The organism is Tabrizicola piscis, from assembly GCF_003940805.1.
In the GTDB taxonomy this organism is placed as follows: Bacteria; Pseudomonadota; Alphaproteobacteria; order Rhodobacterales; family Rhodobacteraceae; genus Tabrizicola; species Tabrizicola piscis.
On sequence record NZ_CP034328.1, the window covers coordinates 2506275 to 2527503 of the forward strand.

Annotated in this window: 18 protein-coding genes and 1 pseudogene; 12 read left to right on the forward strand and 7 right to left on the reverse strand. The window is 63.7% G+C overall.

Annotated features, from left to right (window positions below):
• Positions 1 to 4 precede the first annotated feature (4 nt).
• The 3 genes and pseudogenes from EI545_RS12260 to EI545_RS12270 form a co-directional block, all read right to left on the reverse strand.
• Positions 5 to 1084: an Acg family FMN-binding oxidoreductase gene (locus EI545_RS12260; protein WP_125325733.1), complete on the reverse strand. Its 1080-nt coding sequence runs from the start codon at positions 1082 to 1084 to the stop codon at positions 5 to 7.
• Positions 1081 to 2307: pseudogene (locus tag EI545_RS12265) on the reverse strand (arginine deiminase). Before EI545_RS12265 ends, EI545_RS12260 begins: the two are co-directional and overlap by 4 nt.
• The gene (locus tag EI545_RS12270) at positions 2304 to 3731 is read right to left on the reverse strand and encodes a YfcC family protein (RefSeq protein ID WP_125325734.1); all 1428 of its coding nucleotides are present in this window, start codon (positions 3729 to 3731) and stop codon (positions 2304 to 2306) included. The pseudogene EI545_RS12265 and the gene EI545_RS12270 overlap by 4 nt, the downstream one beginning before the upstream one ends.
• 217 nt (positions 3732 to 3948) lie before the next feature.
• On the opposite strand from EI545_RS12270, the gene EI545_RS12275 reads away from it, so the two are divergent.
• The 8 genes from EI545_RS12275 to EI545_RS12310 all read left to right on the forward strand — a co-directional run bounded on the left by EI545_RS12275 (position 3949) and on the right by EI545_RS12310 (position 10981).
• Positions 3949 to 6519, forward strand: a complete 2571-nt coding sequence (locus EI545_RS12275; RefSeq protein WP_125325735.1) for a cation-translocating P-type ATPase — start codon at positions 3949 to 3951, stop codon at positions 6517 to 6519.
• A 128-nt stretch (positions 6520 to 6647) separates the two neighbouring features.
• Complete coding sequence (locus EI545_RS12280; RefSeq protein ID WP_125325736.1) at positions 6648 to 6860, forward strand: hypothetical protein; 213 nt, start codon at positions 6648 to 6650, stop codon at positions 6858 to 6860.
• Between the two features lie 28 nt (positions 6861 to 6888).
• Complete coding sequence (locus EI545_RS12285) at positions 6889 to 7284, forward strand: cupin domain-containing protein (protein WP_125325737.1); 396 nt, start codon at positions 6889 to 6891, stop codon at positions 7282 to 7284.
• Between the two features lie 35 nt (positions 7285 to 7319).
• Entirely contained in the window at positions 7320 to 8450 is a 1131-nt protein-coding gene (locus EI545_RS12290) for a DUF8173 domain-containing protein (RefSeq protein WP_125325738.1), read from the forward strand.
• A 25-nt stretch (positions 8451 to 8475) separates the two neighbouring features.
• Positions 8476 to 9459, forward strand: coding sequence for an alpha/beta fold hydrolase (locus EI545_RS12295; protein WP_125325739.1), 984 nt, complete (start codon positions 8476 to 8478; stop codon positions 9457 to 9459).
• 124 nt (positions 9460 to 9583) lie between these two features.
• Positions 9584 to 9892 carry a hypothetical protein gene (locus tag EI545_RS12300; protein WP_125325740.1) on the forward strand — a complete coding sequence of 103 codons (309 nt, stop codon included), beginning with the start codon at positions 9584 to 9586 and terminating at the stop codon, positions 9890 to 9892.
• Positions 9893 to 9952: 60 nt separating this feature from the next.
• Positions 9953 to 10117, forward strand: a complete 165-nt coding sequence (locus EI545_RS12305) for a DUF3309 family protein (RefSeq protein WP_125325741.1) — start codon at positions 9953 to 9955, stop codon at positions 10115 to 10117.
• A 9-nt stretch (positions 10118 to 10126) separates the two neighbouring features.
• Positions 10127 to 10981, forward strand: a complete 855-nt coding sequence (locus tag EI545_RS12310) for a DUF6920 family protein (protein WP_125325742.1) — start codon at positions 10127 to 10129, stop codon at positions 10979 to 10981.
• A 3-nt stretch (positions 10982 to 10984) separates the two neighbouring features.
• Here EI545_RS12310 and EI545_RS12315 read toward each other — a convergent pair whose 3' ends face one another.
• From EI545_RS12315 to EI545_RS12325, 3 genes are read right to left on the reverse strand one after another with little or no spacing between them, the layout of a single operon-like run.
• Complete coding sequence (locus EI545_RS12315) at positions 10985 to 11662, reverse strand: ABC transporter ATP-binding protein (protein ID WP_125325743.1); 678 nt, start codon at positions 11660 to 11662, stop codon at positions 10985 to 10987.
• Positions 11659 to 12873 (reverse strand): ABC transporter permease, encoded by a 1215-nt coding sequence (locus EI545_RS12320; RefSeq protein WP_125325744.1) that lies wholly within the window; start codon positions 12871 to 12873, stop codon positions 11659 to 11661. Before EI545_RS12320 ends, EI545_RS12315 begins: the two co-directional genes overlap by 4 nt.
• Positions 12873 to 14171, reverse strand: a complete 1299-nt coding sequence (locus EI545_RS12325) for an efflux RND transporter periplasmic adaptor subunit (RefSeq protein ID WP_125325745.1) — start codon at positions 14169 to 14171, stop codon at positions 12873 to 12875. The genes EI545_RS12320 and EI545_RS12325 overlap by 1 nt, the downstream gene beginning before the upstream one ends.
• Before the next feature lie 93 nt (positions 14172 to 14264).
• Here EI545_RS12325 and EI545_RS12330 point away from each other — a divergent pair, with 93 nt between their 5' ends.
• The 3 genes from EI545_RS12330 (at position 14265) to EI545_RS12340 (ending at position 18930) form a co-directional block, all read left to right on the forward strand.
• Positions 14265 to 15215 carry a DnaJ C-terminal domain-containing protein gene (locus EI545_RS12330; RefSeq protein WP_125325746.1) on the forward strand — a complete coding sequence of 317 codons (951 nt, stop codon included), beginning with the start codon at positions 14265 to 14267 and terminating at the stop codon, positions 15213 to 15215.
• An 899-nt stretch (positions 15216 to 16114) separates the two neighbouring features.
• On the forward strand, positions 16115 to 17743 hold the full coding sequence (locus EI545_RS12335) for a GMC oxidoreductase (protein ID WP_125325747.1): 1629 nt from the start codon (positions 16115 to 16117) through the stop codon (positions 17741 to 17743).
• A gap of 41 nt (positions 17744 to 17784) precedes the next feature.
• The gene (locus EI545_RS12340) at positions 17785 to 18930 is read left to right on the forward strand and encodes an amidohydrolase (RefSeq protein ID WP_125325748.1); all 1146 of its coding nucleotides are present in this window, start codon (positions 17785 to 17787) and stop codon (positions 18928 to 18930) included.
• A 457-nt stretch (positions 18931 to 19387) separates the two neighbouring features.
• Here the strand turns inward: EI545_RS12340 and EI545_RS12345 are convergent, their stop codons facing one another.
• Positions 19388 to 20260: a helix-turn-helix transcriptional regulator gene (locus EI545_RS12345; RefSeq protein WP_164517287.1), complete on the reverse strand. Its 873-nt coding sequence runs from the start codon at positions 20258 to 20260 to the stop codon at positions 19388 to 19390.
• Between the two features lie 377 nt (positions 20261 to 20637).
• Here EI545_RS12345 and EI545_RS12350 point away from each other — a divergent pair, with 377 nt between their 5' ends.
• Complete coding sequence (locus EI545_RS12350) at positions 20638 to 21195, forward strand: DUF1579 family protein (protein WP_164517288.1); 558 nt, start codon at positions 20638 to 20640, stop codon at positions 21193 to 21195.
• The last annotated feature ends 34 nt before the right edge of the window (positions 21196 to 21229 follow it).

Sequence of the window (21229 nt, forward strand, 5' to 3'; positions counted from 1 at the left end):
ACCTTTAGGTCAATAGGGTTTGCGCGGACGGGCGGCGCAAGGAATAGGGCATGAGGTCCAGCGTCCGCCCGAGGCGGAGAAGGATCGACGGGCGGCCCGAGGTGACGCCGCAGATGCGCGCCACCTCGGCCCGGCTGTCCGGGCTTTCAATGGCGGGGTTGATGTGGGCCATCGCCAGCCCCTGAGCCGTCGCCGCAAGGCAAATCCTTGCCAGACGACGGCCGGTGTCGATGCGGCCCGCAGGTGTGTCCGGGTCGCTGACCAGAAAGGCCAGCGCGGGCGTGCTGTCGATCTGCGCGGCCAGCGCCTCGCTTTGACCCTTGGCAGTGACAAGCACCCCGAAGAGGCTTTCGCCCAGCATCTGCGGCAGGGCGGGGCTGCCGCTGCAGCCGGAAAAGAGGCCGTCACGGCTTTCCAGCGCGGCGCCTTGCGAAAACCGCAGCCATGATTTCAGCTCGGCCCGGTAGGCAGTATCGGCCATCTGAGCGCCGTAAGCCGCGACAGTCAGGTCGCGAAGCGCAGTGCGGGTCGGGGCATCCTCGATCAGGCGCAGGGTGGGGTCGGCCTTTAGGGCCACGCGGTCGGCCTCGGTCAGTGCGCTGCCGTCGTAAAGCCCGCGATGGGATTGGCGGATCCTTATTGCGGGCAGGAGTGGGGAGGCGGCAACGCCCTCAGCAAATATCAGTGTCACCGTGCCATCGGCGGCGATTTCCGGGCGGGCCGTGGTGCCATAGGCGGTAGCGGCGATGATCAGCGTCTCCACCGCCGCCCCAAGGCTGACAAACAGGTGGTGATCGTCGGGATCCACCACCGGCGTCCGCCGCGCGGGGTCGACGGCGATGTGCACGCCACCCGGCACTGCGGTGAAGCGCCACGCTTGGGTGTTGTGACTGTTCGGCGCGAGTGCGGCCATCCGCACGAGTTCGGCCAGACGCTCGGGTCCGGTCGCAGCAAGGTTCAGCGGCACGCGGGCACCAGCGGCGGTCGTAACATAAAGATCGGCCTCCCGGGCCTGCCGCCAGTAGCCCGCCGCCCCAAGGACGACCGCAGTCCCCACAGCCGTCAAAAGCGTGCGGCGGTTCATTCCAGCGCGTCCCGGATCAAGGGACAGGTCATGCAATGCGACCCGCCACGCCCGCGCCCCAGCTCCGCGCCCGAGATGGTGATGACCTCGACCCCCGCCTTGCGCAGAAGGGTGTTGGAATGGGTGTTCCTCTCATAACCCACGACGACGCCAGGAGAGACGCACAGAAGGTTGTTGGCGTCATCCCACTGTTCGCGCTGGGATTCGTAGGCATCGCCGCCCGTGGGCACGGTGCGGAGTTTTTTCAGGCCAAGCGCCCCGGCGACGACCCCCAGAAAAGGCGCGGTCTCGGCTGTCACTGTCACCCCGCCCTTGTCGCCGGGGCGCAGGGAGTAGGTCTGGATCGCGTCCGTCACCTCGGCGAAGACCGTCACCAGATCGCGGTCGCAGAAGGTGAAGACGGTGTCGAGGTGCATCGACGACCGCGCGCGGGGGAACTGGCAAGCGATGACCCGCTCCGCTCCGCCCCCGGCGAACAGTGCCCGCGCGACTTGGCCCACCGCCTGTGGCGTCGTGCGTTCGCCCATGCCGATCAGGACAGTGCCATGGCCGATGGGCATGACATCTCCACCCTCCAGCGTGGCCATCCCGTGATCAACCAACGGATCGCCGAACCAGATCGGGAAGCCCGCATCGGCGAAGTCGGGGTGAAAGCGGTAGATAGCGGTCAGGTTCAGCGTCTCTAGCTTGCGGGCGGCTCAGAACATCGGGTTCAGCGTGACGCCGCCGTAGATCCAAGCTGAAGAGTCACGGGTGAAGATCGTGTTCGGCATCGGCGGCAGCAGGAAATCCTCGGGCCTCAGCATCGGAACCACGACACCCGCCTCGGGGATCGGCAGTTCGGCGCGGCTCATGCCCCCGATCAGGATGTGGGACAGGGGTTTGGCGGGCATCTCGGTCAGGCAGGCGAGGAGGTCGGCGGAGAGGCCGACGCCAACGGAGTTGTCGTTGATCCGTGCCTCCAGCAGCCACTTTCGGGCCTCCGGGAGCGCCAAAACCTCCTCCAGCATTTCGCGCAGAAGGACGACCTCGACGCCGCGCTCGCGCAGGATGTCGACAAAGGCCATGTGGTCGATCCGGGCCTGTTTCACCCAGAGGACATCGTCGAAAAGGAGGCTCTTGGCATTTGCGGGCGTCAGCCGCGCCATTTCCGACCCCGGGCGGTGGACCAGGACGCGGCGCAGGGTGCCGGCCTCGGAATGGACGCCATAGGTCAGAGTCATGGCGTGGCCTCCACGTAGACGGCCAGCGCGAGGGCGGCCATGAGGATGAGGGTGAGGATGACAAGAAGCGGCCAGACAAAGCGCAGCCAACGCTCGTAGGGCACCCGACCGATGGCGAGGCCACCCATCACTACCGCCGAAGTAGGGGTAACAAGGTTGACCATCCCGCTGGCGGTGGCAAAGGCGGTGACGACCAGCTCGCGCTTCACCCCGGCGAAATCGGCGACGGGGGCGAGGATGGGCATCGACAAGACCGCAAGGCCCGAGGTGGAGGGGACGAAGAACGACATTCCCACCTCGATCCAGTAGATCACCAAGATGAAGGCGGTCTTGGGCAGGCCCGCCACGCTGACTTCGGCGGAGTGCAGGATGGTGTCGGTGATGTGCCCTGCGTCCATCACCACGACGATGCCACGCGCCAGCCCGATGATGAGGGCGACGCCCAGGAGGTCCCGCGCGCCGTTCACGAAGGCCTCGACCAGCTTGCCTTCGCCCAGCCGGGCGACGATGCCAATGACGATGGCTGCGGCAAGGAAGAGGGCGCTCATCTCGGCCATCCACCAGCCGCCGGTGGAGACTCCCCAGATCATCACCGCGAAGGTGAGGGCGAAGAGGACCAGCACCAGCTGTTGCAGCCCGGTAAAGGTCACATCGGTGGTGGTGTCATTCAGAAAATGCGCCTCGTTGGTGGCCTTGCGGTCGAAGACCAGCGATTTCGACGGATCGGCCTTAACCCGCGCGGCATAGCGCATGACGAAGGCGACGGTGACCGCCCAGCAGACCACCAGAATGGCGATACGCAGCCACAGCCCCTCGGCAAAGGTCACCCCCGCGGCGTCCGAGGCGATGACGGTGGAGAAGGCGTTGATGGTTGAGCCGAGCACCCCGATCCCCGCGCCCAGCATAATTACGGCGACTGCCACCAGCGCGTCATAGCCTGCGGCGATCATCACCGGCGTCAGGATCAGGTAGAAGGCCAGGGTTTCTTCAGCCATGCCATAGGTAGTGCCGCCTAGGGCGAAAAGCGCCATCAGGAACGGGATCATCCAGACCTCGCGCCCCTTGGCCTTTACCATCGCGCGTTTGATCCCGGCGTCGATGGCACCGGTTGCGGTGACCACACCGATAAAGCCGCCGATGATCAGGACGAACAACGAGACGTCGATGGCATTCGCGGTATAGGCCACGGGATCATAGAACCCGGCGATGGGGGCGAGGAGGACGTCGAAGATACCCTGCGGGTTAGCGTCCGTTGCGGCATAGCTGCCAGCGACGGGCACATCCTTGCCCAGGGCCTCGGATGGCACGCGGGCATATTGCCCGGCGGGGATGATCCAGGTCAGCGCGGCCACAAGGATGATCAGGCCGAAGAGGATGGTGAAGGCGGATGGGAAACGGAACCCGGGTTTTTCGGTTAGCGGCATGGGCTTGGTCCTGTGGTCGGGCTTGCTGGCGCGATTTTAGGCCGGACCGCCTCGGGTGGCGTTGATGCAGGTTAGCGACCTGGCCTTGGTTCATCGGCTGGTCGGGGCGCTGACCCGCCGCCGAGCCCCAGCCACTGATGCAGGTCAACGCAGGGTTGGCCTGGGTCATGCGACCATTACGGACAGGCGACACCGCGCCTGATATCCGAAAGCGCCCATGAAACATTCTAACCCATCCCTTACCACTGGTCTGAGCCAGGCCGAAGCCACTACCCGGCTTACGGCCGAGGGGCCGAACGAATTGCCCAAAGGCAAACGCCGGTCGCCGCTGCGGATCATCTTCGATGTGCTGCAGGAACCCATGCTGGCGCTGCTACTGGCGGGGGGCGTCGTCTATCTGCTTTTGGGCAGCAGGGAGGAAGCGCTGATCCTTCTCGCCTTCGCCTGCCTATCGGTCGGGATCACCGTCGTGCAAGAGGCCCGGACCGAGCGGGTCCTGGAGGCATTGCGCGACCTGACCAGCCCGCGTGCGTTGGTCATCCGCGACGGTCAGCGTCAGCGGATTGCGGGGCGTGAGTTGGTACGGGGCGACGTGATCGTGCTGGCCGAGGGCGACCGGGTGCCAGCCGATGCGGCCCTGATCGACGCCCAGGACCTGTCGGCGGACGAATCCCTTCTGACCGGCGAGGCGGTACCGGTACGCAAACTGGCAGGGGCGGCGACAGAGGCGCGACCGGGGGGCGAGGATCAGCCGATGGTCTATTCCGGCAGCTTGATCGTGCGGGGCACCGGGGTCGCCTGCGTGACCGCTACCGGCAAAGCCAGCGAGATCGGCAAGATCGGCACCTCGCTGGGGAAGCTTGATACCGAGACGCCGCACCTGCAACGCCAGATGCGCAAGTTGGTGATCGTCTTTGCAGCCGTGGGGGCGGCGGTCAGTGTGGCAGTGGTGGCGCTTTACGGCTTGTTGCGGGGCGGGTGGCTGGACGGGGTGCTTGCCGGGATCGCAGTCGGCATGTCGATGCTGCCCGAGGAGTTTCCGATGGTGCTGGCCGTCTTCATGGCGATGGGGGCCTGGCGGATTTCCAAGGTCCGGGTGCTGACGCGGCGGGCCTCGGCGATTGAAACGCTGGGCGCGGCCTCGGTCCTATGCACCGACAAGACCGGCACGCTGACCGAAAATCGCATGACGATTGCCGAACTGCGCCTGCCCGACGGGACGGCGGCCAAGGTTGGACAAATGCTCCCCGAGGCGTTCCGTGAGCTGGCGGCGGCGGGGGTGATGGCCTCGGCGCCCGAGCCCTTTGATCCGATGGAGAAGGCATTCCACGCCCTGTCCAAGGCCGACTTGCGCGAAGACGAGACGCTGCCCGGAACTGGGCGGCAACTGGTCCGCAGCTATCCCGTCTCGCCCGAGCTTCTGGCGATGTCGCAGGTCTGGGGGGCGGGAGAGGGCTGGCAGATCGCCGCCAAGGGCGCGCCCGAGGCGTTGGCGGTGCTGTGCCGCCTGGACAAGGCGGCGCGCGCACGGATGACGGTCGAGGTCGATCAGATGGCGGGCGCGGGCTTGCGCGTCCTGGGCGTGGCCGAGGCTTCGCAGCAGGGCACCTTGCCCAAGGACCATCGCGATTTCTGCTTTCGGTTTCTGGGGCTTGTGGGCCTCGCCGACCCTCTGCGCGCCTCGGTGCCCGATGCCGTGGCCCAGTGCCGCAGTGCGGGGATTAGGGTGATCATGATCACCGGCGACTATCCCACCACCGCGCAGGCCATTGCGGCCGAGGCGGGGTTGCACGGGGATCGCGTCATTTCCGGGCCAGAGCTTGCCGCCATAACGGACGTTGACCTGGCGACTGCGGTCCGCGATGTCACGATCTTCGCCCGCGTCATGCCGGAACAGAAGCTGCGCATCGTGACCGCGCTGAAGACTTCCGGAGCCGTGGTGGCGATGACCGGCGATGGTGTGAACGACGCGCCGTCGCTGAAAGCCGCGAACATCGGCATTGCCATGGGCGGGCGCGGGACCGATGTCGCGCGCGAGGCGGCGTCGATCGTACTTCTGGATGATGACTTCGGCTCCATCGTCACGACTGTCCGCCTGGGCCGCCGGATCTACGACAATCTGCGCAAGGCGATGAGCTTCATCCTTGCCGTTCACGTCCCCATCGCCGGGATGGCGCTGATGCCGCTTCTGTTCGGGATGCCGATCCTCTTCGGCCCGATGCACATCGCCTTTCTGGAAATGGTGATCGACCCGGTCTGCTCTCTCGTCTTCGAGGCGGAGACGGAGGAAGACGACGTGATGACCCGCAAACCGCGTCCGCCGGGCGAGCCACTGTTTTCCGGCCCGACGATCCTGTGGAGCCTCGTGCAAGGCGCGCTTGTTCTGGCAGTGAAAGCGACGATCTTTGCCCTGGCCCCGGGCTATGGGATGACTACGGATCAGGTGCGCGGGATGACCTTTGCCGCCCTCGTCTTCGCCATCGTGGCGCTGATCCTGGTGGACCGGTCGCGCTCGTCGTCGATACTTAGGGCCGTCACCCGCCCAAACCGGGCCCTGGCCGTGGTGCTGCCCATCGTGGGGGCATTGCTGGCCGTGACCCTGTTCTGGCCCACCGCGCGCGACCTTTTCGGCTTTGCGGCCCTTGGTCCGGCGCATCTGGCGGTGCCGCCACTGGCAGGCCTGACGGTTCTTCTCGCGCTGGAAGTGATGAAGCCGATCTGGCGCTGGGCGGTGCAACGCAACAAGGCGGCCCCGGCGATCACGTCCGGAAAAATCGCGGTCCACTGATCTGGGGCAGCGCGGACCGCTCGACAGAAGCGCAGCCTGACAAAGAACCGCCAGAGGCTGCCCCGTGCCGGTCACGCGCCGCACCGCTTAACTTGGCGAGCGTAACCCGCTTCAGAAGTGAGCATTCCATGCCGTTTAGAAACTTCATCTTGTTCTCAACTTTCGCGCTTGGCCTGTCAGGTTGCCTTGCTAGTGACACGGAACGTGGCCTTGCCGGGGCCGCAGGCGGCGCCGTCATTGCCGGAGCCACGGGAGGCCACCCCTTGACCGGGGCCGTCGTCGGCGGTGCGGCCGGATACTTCTGCCGCGACCTTAAAGTGCGCGGCTGCCGCAACAATTGACCCCACCCTCACCTGAAAGGACCGCTCCATGAAGGGCTATCTCGCCGACATCGAAACGCTGACCGAAGAGAACACCGATTTTCGCAAGGTGCTTTACACCGGTCATAACCTGCAGCTCGTGCTGATGTCGCTGACCCCCGGTCAGGACATCGGGACGGAGACCCACGCCACACATGACCAGTTCTTCCGCATCGAAAAGGGCCATGGCGAGGTCGTGATCGACGGCGTTCGCCACAAGATCAAGGGCGGCGATGCGCTGATTGTTCCAGCCGGGGCGAAGCACAACGTCCTCAACACCGGCGACAAGCGCTTGCGCCTCTATACGATCTACGGCCCGCCGAACCACGTCGACAAGCTGGTCGAGGTGACCAAGGCCGACGCCGAGGCCTCACGCGAAGTCTTTGACGGCGTGGCCAGCGAATAGCGGCCCAATCCCCTTTCAGCCAAGGATGACCCCTAATGCTGCGCGCCCTGACCCTTGTCTGCGGGCTTCTGGCCCTCCCCGCCCACTCCGAGACCACCAGCCTGACCATCGCGCAAGACCGCTATGAGGCCGGAGCCGCGGTCAGCTTCAACGGTCCGTCAGTGACCGACCTTTTTATGGCGGGGAACGTGGTTTCCGTGACCGCGCCCGTCGGAGGTTCCGCCCATCTGGCCGGGCGACGGGTTTCGGTCAACGCAGCGGTGGCGGGGGATCTTTTCGCGGTGGGATACAGCGTGACAGTGACCGCCCCCGTCAGCGGCGATGCCTCGGTTTCGGGGTATGAGCTTTCGCTGGGACCCGTAACCGGAAACCTGCGCGCGGCGGGGTCCGAGGTCTTGGTCGCTGCGGTTGGCGGCTATGCGTTGATCACAGGCACGGACATTGCCCTGCAGGGCGTCATCGCAGGTGATGCGGTGCTCGTGGCCGATGGCATCATCTTCGGGCCAGAGGCAAAGGTTACAGGCGCGCTGACGATCTATGCCGAGGATCCAGCCAGCATAAAGGTTCCCGAAACTGTCGCCCCTGCGGCCCGCGTCAAGATTGAGCAGCGCAAGCAGTACACCGAGGGCGAGTGGTCTAAAGAGATGCCGATGCAGGTGCCGGTCTGGCGCGTCGTCACGGGCTTTCTGATCGGGGTGCTGATCTCGGGCCTCATCGCCGCAATGGTCATCGCGATTGCCCCGCAGGCGGTGCAGAACTGGCGGACGTTGGCACTGGCGCATCCGGGCCGCGCGATCTGGTCTGGGTTTCTAGTGACCTCGGCCCTGGCGGGATCGGGGTTCGTCCTGATGCTGACCCTGGTGGGGGTGATCCTGCTGCCTGTTATGCTGATCCTGACGGTTCTAGCGATCTTTGCGGGCTATGCACTGGGGTCCTATGTCCTGGGCGTCGGGGTGTGGCTGGGCGTCGGGCGCACGTTGCCGGAGGGCATCCCGGGCAAGTTCCTGCTGGCTTGCCTTGGGGCCTTTCTCGCGGGTCTTGCATGGCTGGTGCCGATTGCCGGGTGGTTCTTCGTCTTGGGCCTGACGATGCTAGGGATCGGCACGCTTGCAGCCTTTGCGCTGCCCAGCGGTTGGCTTCTGCGGCGGGAGGCAGTGCAGCCGTGACGCCGGTCGGTTCAGGTGCAACCTGGTGACTGGCACAGGTCGCAAGGTCCTGATTGCGGCGACATTCATCCTCGTCGGCTTCGGCACGGCGGTCTGGTGGCAGTTCAAGACGGACATCGCGACGGCAATGGCACGGGTCATGCAGGGTAGCACCCTGATCGACACCCCTTGCGGCCCGATCGAGTATCAATCGGTGGGTGAAGGGCCGGTCCTTCTGGCCGTGCATGGCAGCGGCGGCGGCTTTGACCAGGGCATGGCCTTTGCCGCGCCCCTTGTCGCCAAAGGCATCCTCGTGGTGGCCATGTCGCGCTTTGGCTACCTGCGCACGCCAATGCCGCCCGATGGATCGGCCGAGGCGCAGGCCGATGCCTTCGTCTGCCTGATGGATGCCCTGGAAATCGACCAGGCCGCCGTCATGGGCGGGTCGGCGGGGGCGCTCTCGGCACTGCAGATGGCGCTTCGGCACCCCGACCGGGTGTCGGCGCTGATCCTGCTCGTCCCCATTGGCTACAAGCCCCCTGATCAGGCGCCTTCTGCCGAACCAATGGCCCCTTGGGTCGAGGCCGCAATGATGCGGGTGATCGGATCCGATTTCCTCTTCTGGACGGGCCTGCACGTCGCGCGGGACCAGATGATCGCGATGGTCGTCGCCACCCCGCCCGCAGTTGTCGCTGCAGCCGATCCAGCCGAGCAGGCGCGGGTCAACGTCATGCTGGATGCGATCCTCCCGGTGTCGGCCAGGGTGGCAGGCCTGAAGGCGGACACTGCGGCAAGCAAGTCGATGACCCCGGTCGACCTGAGCCGCGTCACTGCCCCCACCTTGATCGTCAGCGCGCGGGACGATGGCTACGGCACTTATGCCAGCGCCGAATACATGGCCGCGCAGGTTGCAGGCGCACGCTTCCTAGGGTTCGAAACCGGAGGCCACGCCTGGGTTGGCCACAATGACGAAGTGATGGCTGCGATTTCGCAGTTGGTCCTTTCCTCGCAACCGCCGACCGCGCCGTGACCAGCTTCTGCGGATCAACTTTTCCGGCAACATTCCGGTCCACTTGAGCGAGGTTAGTGCAGCCCAACCGCATCCGCTGTCCCGTAGACTGAAGCAATTCAGCTGAATGAACGAGGAGACTGCAATGCTGCAAGATGGAAAGTTTCAAGGACCCACCGCCTCGACTGACTTTGCGGGTCTATCCGCGCAATTTGACGTACTACGCGGCGATGTCGCGACCCTGACGCACTCCGTGACGTCGATGGCGGAAAAGCGCGGCCGCCAGATGGTCTCGGACATCTCGGACGGGATCGGCGACGCCGTCCACTCGGTCGAGCAGCGGGGCAAGACCGCCGAAGCCAGCATCGAGACGACCGTTGCCTCCCACTCGTATCTTGCCCTGTTCCTGGCGGTCGGTGCGGGCCTGATGATCGGCGCGCTGTCGCAGCGCTGAACTTCGGTCGTCCAGGGCGCTCGTCCTGAACGGCCCAAATCCAGAATGCCGGAGAACCCCATGTCCCTTGGAACCATCCTTGCCATCATCCTCATCATCTTCCTGCTTGGCGGGTTCAGCGGCCGGTTCGGCGGCTACGGCTATGGCTACGGCCACGGCGGCGTAGGGCTGATCGGGGCGATCCTGATCATCGTCCTGGTCCTGATGCTGCTTGGCCGGATCTGAGAGGGCCACATGGACCCGATCAAATGGGTTGCCGGGGCGTTGGTGCTGGTCGCCGCCTATGCAGGTCTGGCAAGCTTTGGCGGCTGGCGATGGTCACAGACCAGCCGCCAACTTGTCGCCCGGCTTGAGGCGAGCGAAGTCAGCGGCCGGGCGAAAACCTTCGACGCAGCCGAACTCGCTGACCTGCCCGACCCAGTGCGCCGGTATTTCGAGCGCGCGCTGATCGATGGCCAACCGATCATCCGCTCGGCCAGACTGTCGATGCGAGGGCGCTTCAACATGACCCTCACGGCAGAGTCATGGAAGCCCTTCACCTCGGACCAGGATGTTACGATCAACCGCCCCGGTTTCGTCTGGGATGCCCGGATCACGATCGCCCCCGGCCTGCCGATCCGGGTGACGGATTCCTATATCGGCGGGCGGGGGCGGTTGCATCCGGCCCTTCTGGGCCTTTTCCCGGTCGGCACCTTGGAGGGCGCCGGGGACTTTGCCAAAGCCGAACTTATGCGCTGGTTTGCCGAGGGCGTCTGGTATCCGACCGCCCTTCTGCCCAGCCAGGGCGTGACCTGGACGCCGGTTGATGACACCTCTGCCCAGGCCAGGATGACCGACGGCCCGCTGACCCTGTCGCTGCTTTTCCGGTTTGGCGCGGACGACCTCGTTGCCAGCATCCACGCCGACGCCCGCGCCGCCACGGTTGATGGCGTGTCGGTCATGCTGCCTTGGGAGTGCCGGATGTCGGACTACCAGTCGCAGTATGGCATGTTGATCCCGATGACGGGCGAGGTTCTGTATCTAACCGCCAATGGGGAACGGTCGTACTTCCACGGCACGGTCACGCAGTTCACCTACGCGTTCTACTAGCGCCTACCCCGTCACCAGTCCATCCCCGACCACGATCTGCCGCCGGCACTGCGCGGCGATCTTTTCGTCGTGGGTCGAAATCAGGAAAGTCGTCCCTTCCTCGCGGTTGATCTCGCCGATCAGGTCCATGACTTGCAGGGCCGAAGCCCGGTCAAGGTTGCCGGTCGGCTCATCGGCCAGCACCAGCTCGGGGCTGTTCATCAGCGCGCGGGCGACGGCGACGCGTTGTTTCTGCCCGCCCGAGAGGTTGGCGGTGGGAAAGTGGATGCGCTCGGCCAAGCCCATGCGCACCAGAAGCTCCTGCCCGCGGAGCCGCGCCGTCGTTGTCTCGCGCCCCTCGCGGACAGCGGTGGGAAAGCACACGTTTTCTAACGCGGTAAAGTCGGGAAGAAGGTTGTGGAACTGGAACACGAACCCAATGTGCAGGTTGCGGAACTCGGTCAGCGCGCGGTCGCTAGCGGCGGTCAGGTCGACGCCCAGCATCGAATGGCTGCCCGAGGTCGGGTGCATCAGCGTACCAAGGATGGTGAGAAGTGTGCTTTTCCCCGACCCCGAGGGGCCGAGAAGGGCCGCCAGTTCTCCCGTCTGCATCGCCAGGTTCAGCCCGCGCAAGACGCGCGTCTCGGCCTCACCGGATCCGAAGGTCTTGACCAGATTGCGCACGTCCAGAAGGGCGGTCATTGGCCGATGGCCGTGACCGGGTCCAGCCGCGCCGCCGCCCGCGCGGGCAGGATCGAGGCTAGGATCGCCCCCAGTGTCGTCAGCCAGATCGCCAACCCATAGGCGCCTTGGGTGATGTCGATGGGCAGACCGCTTTGCCCCGGCCCGAAGCTGTCGCGTGACGGGAAGGCCAACAGCACGCCATATCCCGCCGCCGCGCCAAAAAGGCCTCCCATCAGCCCTATCAGCGCCCCTTGGGCAACGAAGACCACCATCACGAACCAGCGCCCCGCGCCCATTGCCCGCATGATCCCGATCTCGGGCCTACGACGGTAGGTGGACAGAAGCAACGCCGAGGCGACGCCGATGATGATGGTCAAAAGCGCGAAGGCCTTGAGGATGTAGCCCGTCTGCGCCTGCGCCTTCAGCGCATCAAGCAGCTGCGCGGCCTGTTCGGTCCAGGATTTCGCATCGAGCCCGGTCAGCGCTTTGATCTGTGGGGCTAGCGCGTCGGCGGCGTAAAGGTCGTCCAGCTTGATCTCGACCCGCGTCACCCCTTGCGGCAGCTTGAACAGCGTCCGCGCGGTCGCAAGGCTGACATAGGCCTGTCTGCGGTCCGGCCCGCCCGATCCCATCTCGTAGATCCCGGTGATCCTTAGCACCGCCACGACCCCCGACGAGCTTTGCAGCCGCACGGTCTGGCCCAGCGTCAGGTCCATATCTTTGGCCAGCGTCTTGCCCAGAAGAACGCCACCCGCCCCAAGAGTCGCCGACCCCTTGGTGACGTAGCTGGCAAGGTTGGCGATGACCGACTCGTGTCCCGGCTCCAGCCCGTTGATCGAGACTTGCGTGACCTGCCCGCCACGCGTGAGGAACCCCGATCCGTTGATCTGCTGCGAGGTGCCCTTCACCCCCGGCAGGCCTTCGATCAGCGGGATGAAGGCGGCAGTGTCCTTCAGGATCGCGGTCGCCTTGGTGGACGGCTCCTGCACCAGAAGGACAGTGCCCGGCGCTGCGGGGCCCAAAAGCGCCGGGTCCACGGCTTCGGCCTGGATGGTGATATGGGCCATGTCGCCGGCCGTGCGGGACATGATGAACTCGGCCAGCCCGCCGATCAGCGCTGACATGAAGATGAAGATGAAGACGCCTATTGCGACTCCGAAGACCAAGAGCGCCGTCTGCGCCTTCGAGGCGGTCAGGTAGCGGGTGGCGATCTTCAGCGCGTAGAGCATCAGGGTTTGACCTTCACGGCTTTGCCATCGGCAATGCCGGTTGCATCGCCGATCACGACATCGCCCGCTACCAGCCCGTCCGTCACGATCAACCGGGCGGCGGGCCAGTCTATCAGCATCACGTCGCGTCGCACGGCCTTGCCCTCGTCCAGGAGCAAAACACCGGTGCCGTTTGCATCCCGGACGATGGCCGCGCGGGGGACAGTGATTGCCGCCGCACGCTCATCGACCGTGATATTCGCGGTCACGGTCAGGCCGATCGGGGCCTGGAGGGGGGCATCTGCGGTCAGCTTGACCTCCAGCCCGCCCGTCGCCTCGTCCACCTTCTGCGAGACGAAGCTGACATGGCCGTCCAGCACGGCTGTCTCGCCCGACAACTGCAGTGCGGCAGGTTGGCCGACCTTGACCTGCGTGGCATAGGATTCGTCGACATCCGTCTCGACCACCAGATGCTCCAGGTCGGCAATCGTCATCAGCTCGTTCGCCGGATCGACGAGCTGGCCGGGCTCGGCCGTCAGCACCAACACATTGCCCGAGAGCGGAGCATGGATCGTGTAGTTCCTCAGCTGGATCTGCGCCTGATCAAGCAGGGCTGTCGTCCGCGCCACCTCTTGCGCCGAAGATTGCACCGCCCGTGCCGAGCTTTCCAGGACCACCCGCGCGACGTTGGACCCAAGCGCCTTGTTGCGGGCATGTTCCGCCTGCGCATCCGCCTCGGCCACCTGGGCCGCATCAAGCCCCGCCATCGCCTGACGCACGGCGGCCTGCTGGGTGGCGGGGTCGATCTGTGCAACAACCTCACCCAGCTGCACCGCATCGCCTTCGGCCACCGGCACAGAGACCAACGTGCCACTGACTTGCGGCCGTACATCGACCGAGCGCTCGCCCGCGATGCGGCCGTTCACCGCCAGCACGCGGCTGACCGGGCCCAGGGCCGCCGTCTCTACGGTCACTTCGGTCACCGCGGCGACCCAAGGCTGGAAATAGCCGAGAACGCCGACCATAATCGCCACCACACCGGCCAAGGCCCACAGCCACAACCGGCGCTTGGGCTTTGGCTCCGGCGGCTCCGACTTTGGCACCACCTTCACCACTGCGGGAACCATCAGCGCGTTGGCATTGCTTGGCAGTGGGGGCGCGGCAGCGGGGCTGGTCACTTCCGCCGTGGTCGGCCCGATGTTCGCTTCAGTCATGACCTCATCCGATTGCAGCGCATCACGAGTTCGGGCTTTCCGACGCTCGGCGCCGTGCTTTCCGGCATCATAAATCTGTTCCGTCGCCTGGATGTTGATCTGCATCAGTGACGGGCAACTGCCTGCATGCGACCTCCGGACCGAGCTTGACCTTCGGACATCCGGACGCGGGCGCCGAACACGACGGAGGTCCGACGAATGCCCACCGATCCCTACGAAGTGCTGGGCGTGGCCAGATCGGCGACGGCTGCCAAGATCAAGCAGGCCTACCGCAAGCTAGCGCGCAAGCACCATCCCGACTTGCACCCGGATGATGCAAACGCCGAAGCACGGTTCAAGACGATGAGTGCCGCCCATGACCTCCTCAAGGACCCAACGACCCGCGCCCGGTTCGACGCGGGTGAAATTGATGCCGATGGCGTGGAACGTCCGACCCGGCAGTATACCGGTCCCTTCGCGGAAGGGTCCGGCACTGCCCAGCGGCAAGCCGGTGGCTTCGGCTCGTCCTTTGGTGAAGGGTTTGATCCGTCGGATATCTTCGCCGAAGTCCTGCGCCAGCGAGGACGCGGGGCGGGGTTTTCGGACCAATCTTATCCCTCGCGCGGTAGCGATCTGCGCTTTGCGCTGGAGGTCCCTTTTCTGGACGCAGCCCGCGGATCGGAGATACGTCTTACCCTTGGCGAAGGCACCGACATTGCGATCAGGATTCCGGCAGCGGCCAGGGATGGCCAGATCCTCCGCCTGCGCGGCAAGGGCAGCCCCGGAACTGGCGGTGGCCCGCCGGGCGATGCGCTGATCGCCTTGACGATCCTTCCGCATCCGGTGTTTCGACGCGAGGGAGACGACATTCTGGTCACGCTTCCCATTACCATCGACGAAGCCATCCTGGGCGGCAAGGTAAGCACCCCAACCATTACCGGCCCGGTCAGCCTAACAATCCTTTCCGGCACCAGTTCGGGCCGCCTGCTGCGCTTGCGCGGGCGAGGGCTTGCGAAGGCGGTTGGCAAAGGTGTCGGCGATCAGCTTGTCGACTTGCGGATCGTCGTCCCAAAGGAGATTGACCCGGAATTGCGCGACTTCCTGACCAACTGGCGCATCGGACACCACCACGATATCCGTGCCGAGTTTTTGAAAGAGGCGGCCCCATGAGTGACATCGGTCTAGACGCCCGGTCGTCCCTTGGACGTCAAGCAGACGCGGGATCGATTGGCGCTCTTCGAAGTCTCATTCCGCGACAGGTTCACCTTAGGAGCGGAAAGGGTGACTGCTCGCTTTAACCCGGCATCCCATTGTTGAGCACGAGTGTCGGCTATGGGCCGAAAGCGGCCGATCAACTATGCTTCGCTCCACTATGCCGTCAGAATGAGCGTAGGCGCTTCAAGGAATCCTGTCCCCGCAACCATCGTCACTTGCCGAAAGCCCGCACCAATCGTGCGGGCTTTGGCATTTGTGGCCAAGCCCCCGTTGCACAATGACAAAATCCCCGCGAGCTCCCCGAAAAGTTCGATCCGGTGACCATGAGGCGCGTCCGGGTCAGGATGCAGGACCACCTTCTCGATCAAGCAACGGAGGAGATCGGCATCCTCGGTCCGAGTAGCGACGTCGTTCAGCGCTTCCGCCAGGTTGGACACCTTGCCGGCATAGATCCCGGCCAGGCCAGGATGGGGTGCCTCGACTTCCGGCTCCGAGCTTGCACCAAGGGCGGCTTTGGTTGAGGCGGGTGTCGAAGATGGGCAGCGGCTACCGGTGCCGGTTGCTCGTCGTGGGCGCCACCTCTGTCACACGAAGGGCGCCAAATACCGACAGCATAACCGGGGCCTAGGTTCGATCGCTCCATAGCCAACAGGTCGGCGTGAACTACTGGGCCATGATGCTGCAGGAAGATTACCGCGCCCCCAGTGTCGGCGACCTGCTGATCACCCGCAAAATTTCGCTTGAATGGGCGGTGCGAACGAACAAACCTGCTGACGCCGGGAGTTGTGCCAGTGACTTGCGCGAGAATGGTAGTTAACTCTGCTCAGTGACAGTTCCTCGAGAGGTCCAGCTGCATGTGCGACGAGAGTGATGACCACCTGTTGTCCTCAAGAAGCATTTCGGCAGAAGCTGCTGTGGGCCGATCCTGGGATGTGATTGTAATCGGGACAGGCATAGGCGGCGGCTTGGCCGGGAGGCGGCTTGCCGAGCACGGACTTTCCGTACTGTTTGTCGAAAAAGGGCCAGTTGGCCGCCGCGCTGAACAGAATTCTATGACTGACATCGAGGATCCGGCTGAACGCCTTGCTCGGGGGCTCTGGCCTACAAAGATCGTCAGCAGGTTCAACGGTGGCGCACCTGCGCACTTCTTCGGGCCTCTGGGCAGCGGCGTTGGTGGCACATCGGTGTTTTATGCGGCGGCATTGGAAGCGCCCGAACGCCACGATCTTGAGACTACCGAAGACATGGAACACCCGACCGGAGGTTGGCCGATAGGATACGATGACTTCCTGCCGTATCTGCTACAGGCCGAAGAGATCCTTTCCGTGCGAGGAGAGGCGAACCCACTCTCCGACCGGCCGGGGCCCAAACTGGCGGCACCAGAGCTGAACCGGTCTGAGGCCCTTCTGTTCGAAGACCTTCGCCAGAAGGGCCTTCATCCCTATCGCTCGCCTGAAGGCCTGGTTCGACTTCCAGGGTGCGCGGTCTGCCTTGGTCACAAATGCCCGAGAAAATGCAAAATGGACGGTCGCTCTGCCGGGGTAGAACCCGCCCTGGAAACCGGCAATGCTTTTCTTCTGGCAAACTGTTCGGTCGAGGAACTAGTTGAATCGTCAGAGCGGATTTCGAAAGTGCGGGTCCGCACCGATGGGCTGAACTTCGAGCTTACGGCGGATACGTTTGTTCTGGCGGCAGGAGCGCTCCATTCTCCTCGACTCCTGCTCGCATCTGCACGGACGAATCCGGCCGGATGCGCGAATTCGAGCGGTTGGGTCGGGCACGGGTTGATGTTCCACCTGAGCGAGTTGGTTGCATTCTGGCCGAAACTGCGCAACCCGACTGCTGGACCGACACGGGCTGTGTCCTTTCGTGATCTTTACTCCCACGATGGAAAGAGGCTTGGCCTTGTGCAGGCAATGGGTGTCGCTGCCGGCGCTGGAATGATTGCTGCCTATTTGAAGGAATACATTTCACGCACACGGTTCTCTCGCGTCAAAGGCGTCGGCAAGTTCGCCACGTTGGGCGCCTTGGTGGGGGAAAGGTTGTTTGGCAAAGCGTCAGTATTTGTTGCGTTAATTGAGGATATCGGGATGTTTGAAAATCGCGTCTCCACGCATCCGGATAACCCCGATGTCGCCGTGATCGAATACACCGTTTCTGAAGAATTGAAGAAGCGACGGTCGCTGTTGCGCAAATTGTTACGCAGCAGGCTTGGTCGGTATCGCACCGTTCTGTTGAATTTCGGAGCTGCCATAAACTACGGCCATCCTTCAGGAACGCTTCGTTTCGGCGTCGATCCAGCGACATCCGTGTTGGACGCTAGCTGCAAGGCGCATGATCTTGAAAACCTTTACGTGACAGACGCGTCCTTTATGCCCAGCTCCATGGGGGTAAACCCAAGCCTGACGATTGCCGCCAATGCACTGCGAGTGGCTGATGTCATCGCGAGGCTCAGCGCTGAAACAAACAATAGTGCGAAGTGAAGCAGAAGCAGTACGCGTCCGCTGATCGAGGAGTTTAACGGATGCTGACCAACAGCGACTTTGTCGAACTAATCGGATCTCGCCACCATCTCCATCGTTACCCAGAAGTATCAGGCGAAGAGGTAGGGACGGCTGCCTACGTCGCGGCTGAACTTGCGAAGCTGCAACCCGACCACCTCGTCACGAACGTAGGTGGTCACGGTGTCGCAGCGGTCTGGGACATGGCCGAACCTGGGCCAACGGTCATGTTCCGTTCCGAGCTTGATGCTCTTCCAATCAATGAGGTTTCCGATGCCGAACATCGATCAACCGTTCCAGGCGAGGCTCACCTCTGTGGTCATGACGGGCACACAACAATTCTTCTGGGATTGGCGCGTCTTGTTGTCAGACGACCTTCACTTCGAGGCCGCGTTGTACTGATGTTCCAGCCGGCTGAGGAAGACGGATCGGGCGCGGCTGCCGTTTTGGCTGATCCGCGCTTTGGAGGCTTCAAGCCCGACTGGTCCTTTGCCCTGCACAACATGCCTGGAATACCACTGGGCCAAGTGGTCACCGCACCTGGTCCCGCCAACTGCGCGTCAGAGGGCCTGAGAGTGGTATTCCAAGGAAAGACTTCGCACGCATCAATGCCTGAAAATGGGGTTTCTCCGGCTCTGGCGATTGTGTCACTGATACCTGCCGCCTTGGCCGCCGGTAAGGGCGGGGACGTCGGTCCTGGCTTCCGCCTCGTCAGCGTTTGCCATGCCAGCATGGGAGAACCCGCCTTCGGTATCACGCCAGGTGAGGGAGAGGTGTGGCTGACACTGCGCACTCTGTTCGACTCCGACATGGGAACTCTGAGGGCCGAGGTCATGGACCTCGCCGCGGGCCTGGCCGTGGAGCATGGCCTTCAGGTGACATTCACGCACCATGATCGCTTCGCAGCCTGTGCCAACCACCCGGAGGCTGCCCAAACAATCAGTCGAGCCGTGGATGACTTGGGCATTGCCCGCTCGGCCGCCGGGCTCCCCATGCGTGCGTCTGAAGATTTTGGCATCTTCGGCCAGCATTCCATGTCAGCGATGTTTCTCCTCGGAGCGGGCGAGGCGAGCGCTAGCCTGCACAATCCCGACTATGATTTCCCAGACGCGCTCATTCCGAAAGGTGTCGCGATCTTCGATCGCATTCGGCAGGATCTCTTGGGCTAAGGGCACGACACGTGCGGGGATGGTCGGGCCAGCAGGCAAACCTATTCCGCCGGGGGGTCAAGCAATCAGGTCTGCCGCAAGAAATAGTGTTTCACGGGTTGCCTTGGTTGTCCTGCCGCGCAAGGACTTAGCGGTTACCCGCACTGGTCAACATAAAACCTCCATCGCCCGACTTTTGCGCCTGGCGGGCCTAGCGACGCTAGAAAAGCGAAAACATGACGCCCAGACGATGACCGGGCTCGTCGCGGTCATGCGGCGGCGCGGCGTTCGGTCAGACGAGCTTGAGTCGGCTTTGAAAGTGCTCGGACCAAAGCAGACAGTCAGGATCAGTCTCGGGCGAGCAAGCGCGATAAAACGGAGTCTTTTGTTGCAAGAGCGAGCTTGATGCAGACTTCGGATACAGTATCCATTGCGATGGAATGATCGCACAGGCAGCAGGTCGTCTGATAAACCAGTGTCACGTCACTTGTTGACCGCGTGTTGCGGCTCGATAGAGGCTCGGCGAAGTGCCGTGCGCGATGCGAAAGGCCCGAGAGAAACTTTGCGAACTGTCGTAGCCAAGCGTCAGCGCTATTTCAGTGATTGGTTCGCCGGAGCGCGACAAGAGCAGGCGCGCACGCTCCATCCGCATGGAGACATGGCACTGGTGTGGCGCGATACCCATTGACTCTTTGAAGGCGCGAGCAAAGTGAAACACGGATAGGCCCGCCAGACCGGCCAGTTCTGACAGAGATACCGGGGCTGCCACTCGGTCCTGCAAATGGTCTGTCACCCGCGCCAACTGCCAGGCTGCCAGCCCTCCGGTAGGCAGACTCAGACGCCGCTGGGAGCCTGCCAGCAGGAGCGCCGCAATCTGCAGGAGCGCCTCTTCCACATACAGCGGTCCATTTGGGTTACCTGCCCGAACTTCACGCGCGGTATGCAGAACGGCACTTCTTAGACGAGGACACTCAACCCGCATACGATGGGCTGCGCCAAAGTCTCCATCCTGCGGTAGCGCGTGATCCTGGCAAAGCGAGCGCAGTGCAGCATAGGGGATGGCAAGAAACTCAACTTCGTTTGGATGGTCGAGGAGCACCTTCGTCCTGGTATCTGGTGGGGTGATCACCATCGCATTGCGCGACAGGACCGTGCGGAATTGTCCTGCGCCCAGATCCAGCGTGGCGCAAATCTCGCGCGAAAGGCCCCGCGCGATGACGATATCTGGCACTTCGGCAACCGAGTAGTCCCCTGCACCATGGCGGGCGTGGATACACGTCACGACAGGGGAAACGGACCCGCTTACATCCACCAGCGTGTCGGCATAGGCCGCGCGGTAGAAGGCCACCATGCTGTGATATTGCCGACTTGTCTGAAGCATCGCGAAACGCCGGTTCGGGCGGAGCGAGATAGCTCCAGGCCGAAAACAGGGTCTGTCACGCTTGCCGTGCAGTCAAACGGATTTCAGAGCGGCGGCAACACCACCGCAAGATTTGCCACATGCTGCTACCGGAATCCGGATTCAAACAACACCCGCCAAACAGGCAGCTCCGTGTCGCGAAGGACTGTGAAGCTCAGCTTGCGCGCTGCCTCATTTGGTCGCGAGCAATCGCGGTGGAACACTATATCGCAAGATCTGCCAAGTAATCCGCTGCAAGTGCAGCCAACCTGCCGTGGTTTACCCAGCGCTGGGTGACATGTTTCCCGGTAAAAGGACGCTCTATGCGAATGAAGAACATTGTCATCGCCCTTCTGCTTCTGGCCGCGCCCGCCCTGGCTGAAACTGCCTCGGATCGCTTGGCCGCTCCTGGTCCCGAACACGCCTGGATGGACCCGCTGGTTGGCGAGTGGACCGTTGCGATGCGCGTCTGGTCCGGACCGGGCGTAGAGCCTTTCGAGCTTTCCGGCATGACGGCCAACCGTGAATTGATCCTTGGCGGACGGTACCTGCGCGAAGTGCTGTTCGGCGGCGACGGCACCCCGATGCGCGAGGCGACGCTTGGCTTCAACCGGCTTGACGGCAGGTATGAACTTGTCACCGTTGACAGCTTTGAGCCCGGGCAGATGGTTTATCTTAGCCGAAGCGACGCAACGTCTGATGTGCTGTCCCTGTTCGGCGAAAGCACCGAGGCGGGCATGGGAACCGAGCCGACCGGCCGCAAGCGCGACCTGCGTTTTGACTTCGTGATCGAGGACGCGGACACCAATGTGCAGCGCATCTTCGTCCGCTATCCTGCAGGGGAAGAGTATCTGTTTGTCGAACAACGTTTCACCCGGGCCAAATAGCCCGCGTGCCCACCAGCCATATCAGAAAGGCCCC

What these genes read in the sequence shown, in the direction of transcription:
- EI545_RS12325 (WP_125325745.1), bottom strand. Translation starts at nt 14,171, where the DNA reads ATGCAGATCAACATCCAGGCGACGGAACAGATTTATGATGCCGGAAAG.
- EI545_RS12315 (WP_125325743.1), bottom strand. Translation starts at nt 11,662, where the DNA reads ATGACCGCCCTTCTGGACGTGCGCAATCTGGTCAAGACCTTCGGATCC.
- EI545_RS12300 (WP_125325740.1), top strand. Translation starts at nt 9,584, where the DNA reads ATGCTGCAAGATGGAAAGTTTCAAGGACCCACCGCCTCGACTGACTTT.
- EI545_RS12290 (WP_125325738.1), top strand. Translation starts at nt 7,320, where the DNA reads ATGCTGCGCGCCCTGACCCTTGTCTGCGGGCTTCTGGCCCTCCCCGCC.
- EI545_RS12280 (WP_125325736.1), top strand. Translation starts at nt 6,648, where the DNA reads ATGCCGTTTAGAAACTTCATCTTGTTCTCAACTTTCGCGCTTGGCCTG.
- EI545_RS12260 (WP_125325733.1), bottom strand. Translation starts at nt 1,084, where the DNA reads ATGAACCGCCGCACGCTTTTGACGGCTGTGGGGACTGCGGTCGTCCTT.
- EI545_RS12275 (WP_125325735.1), top strand. Translation starts at nt 3,949, where the DNA reads ATGAAACATTCTAACCCATCCCTTACCACTGGTCTGAGCCAGGCCGAA.
- EI545_RS12335 (WP_125325747.1), top strand. Translation starts at nt 16,115, where the DNA reads ATGTGCGACGAGAGTGATGACCACCTGTTGTCCTCAAGAAGCATTTCG.
- EI545_RS12270 (WP_125325734.1), bottom strand. Translation starts at nt 3,731, where the DNA reads ATGCCGCTAACCGAAAAACCCGGGTTCCGTTTCCCATCCGCCTTCACC.
- EI545_RS12310 (WP_125325742.1), top strand. Translation starts at nt 10,127, where the DNA reads ATGGACCCGATCAAATGGGTTGCCGGGGCGTTGGTGCTGGTCGCCGCC.
- EI545_RS12340 (WP_125325748.1), top strand. Translation starts at nt 17,785, where the DNA reads ATGCTGACCAACAGCGACTTTGTCGAACTAATCGGATCTCGCCACCAT.
- EI545_RS12320 (WP_125325744.1), bottom strand. Translation starts at nt 12,873, where the DNA reads ATGCTCTACGCGCTGAAGATCGCCACCCGCTACCTGACCGCCTCGAAG.
- EI545_RS12345 (WP_164517287.1), bottom strand. Translation starts at nt 20,260, where the DNA reads ATGGTGGCCTTCTACCGCGCGGCCTATGCCGACACGCTGGTGGATGTA.
- EI545_RS12305 (WP_125325741.1), top strand. Translation starts at nt 9,953, where the DNA reads ATGTCCCTTGGAACCATCCTTGCCATCATCCTCATCATCTTCCTGCTT.
- EI545_RS12285 (WP_125325737.1), top strand. Translation starts at nt 6,889, where the DNA reads ATGAAGGGCTATCTCGCCGACATCGAAACGCTGACCGAAGAGAACACC.
- EI545_RS12350 (WP_164517288.1), top strand. Translation starts at nt 20,638, where the DNA reads ATGAAGAACATTGTCATCGCCCTTCTGCTTCTGGCCGCGCCCGCCCTG.
- EI545_RS12330 (WP_125325746.1), top strand. Translation starts at nt 14,265, where the DNA reads ATGCCCACCGATCCCTACGAAGTGCTGGGCGTGGCCAGATCGGCGACG.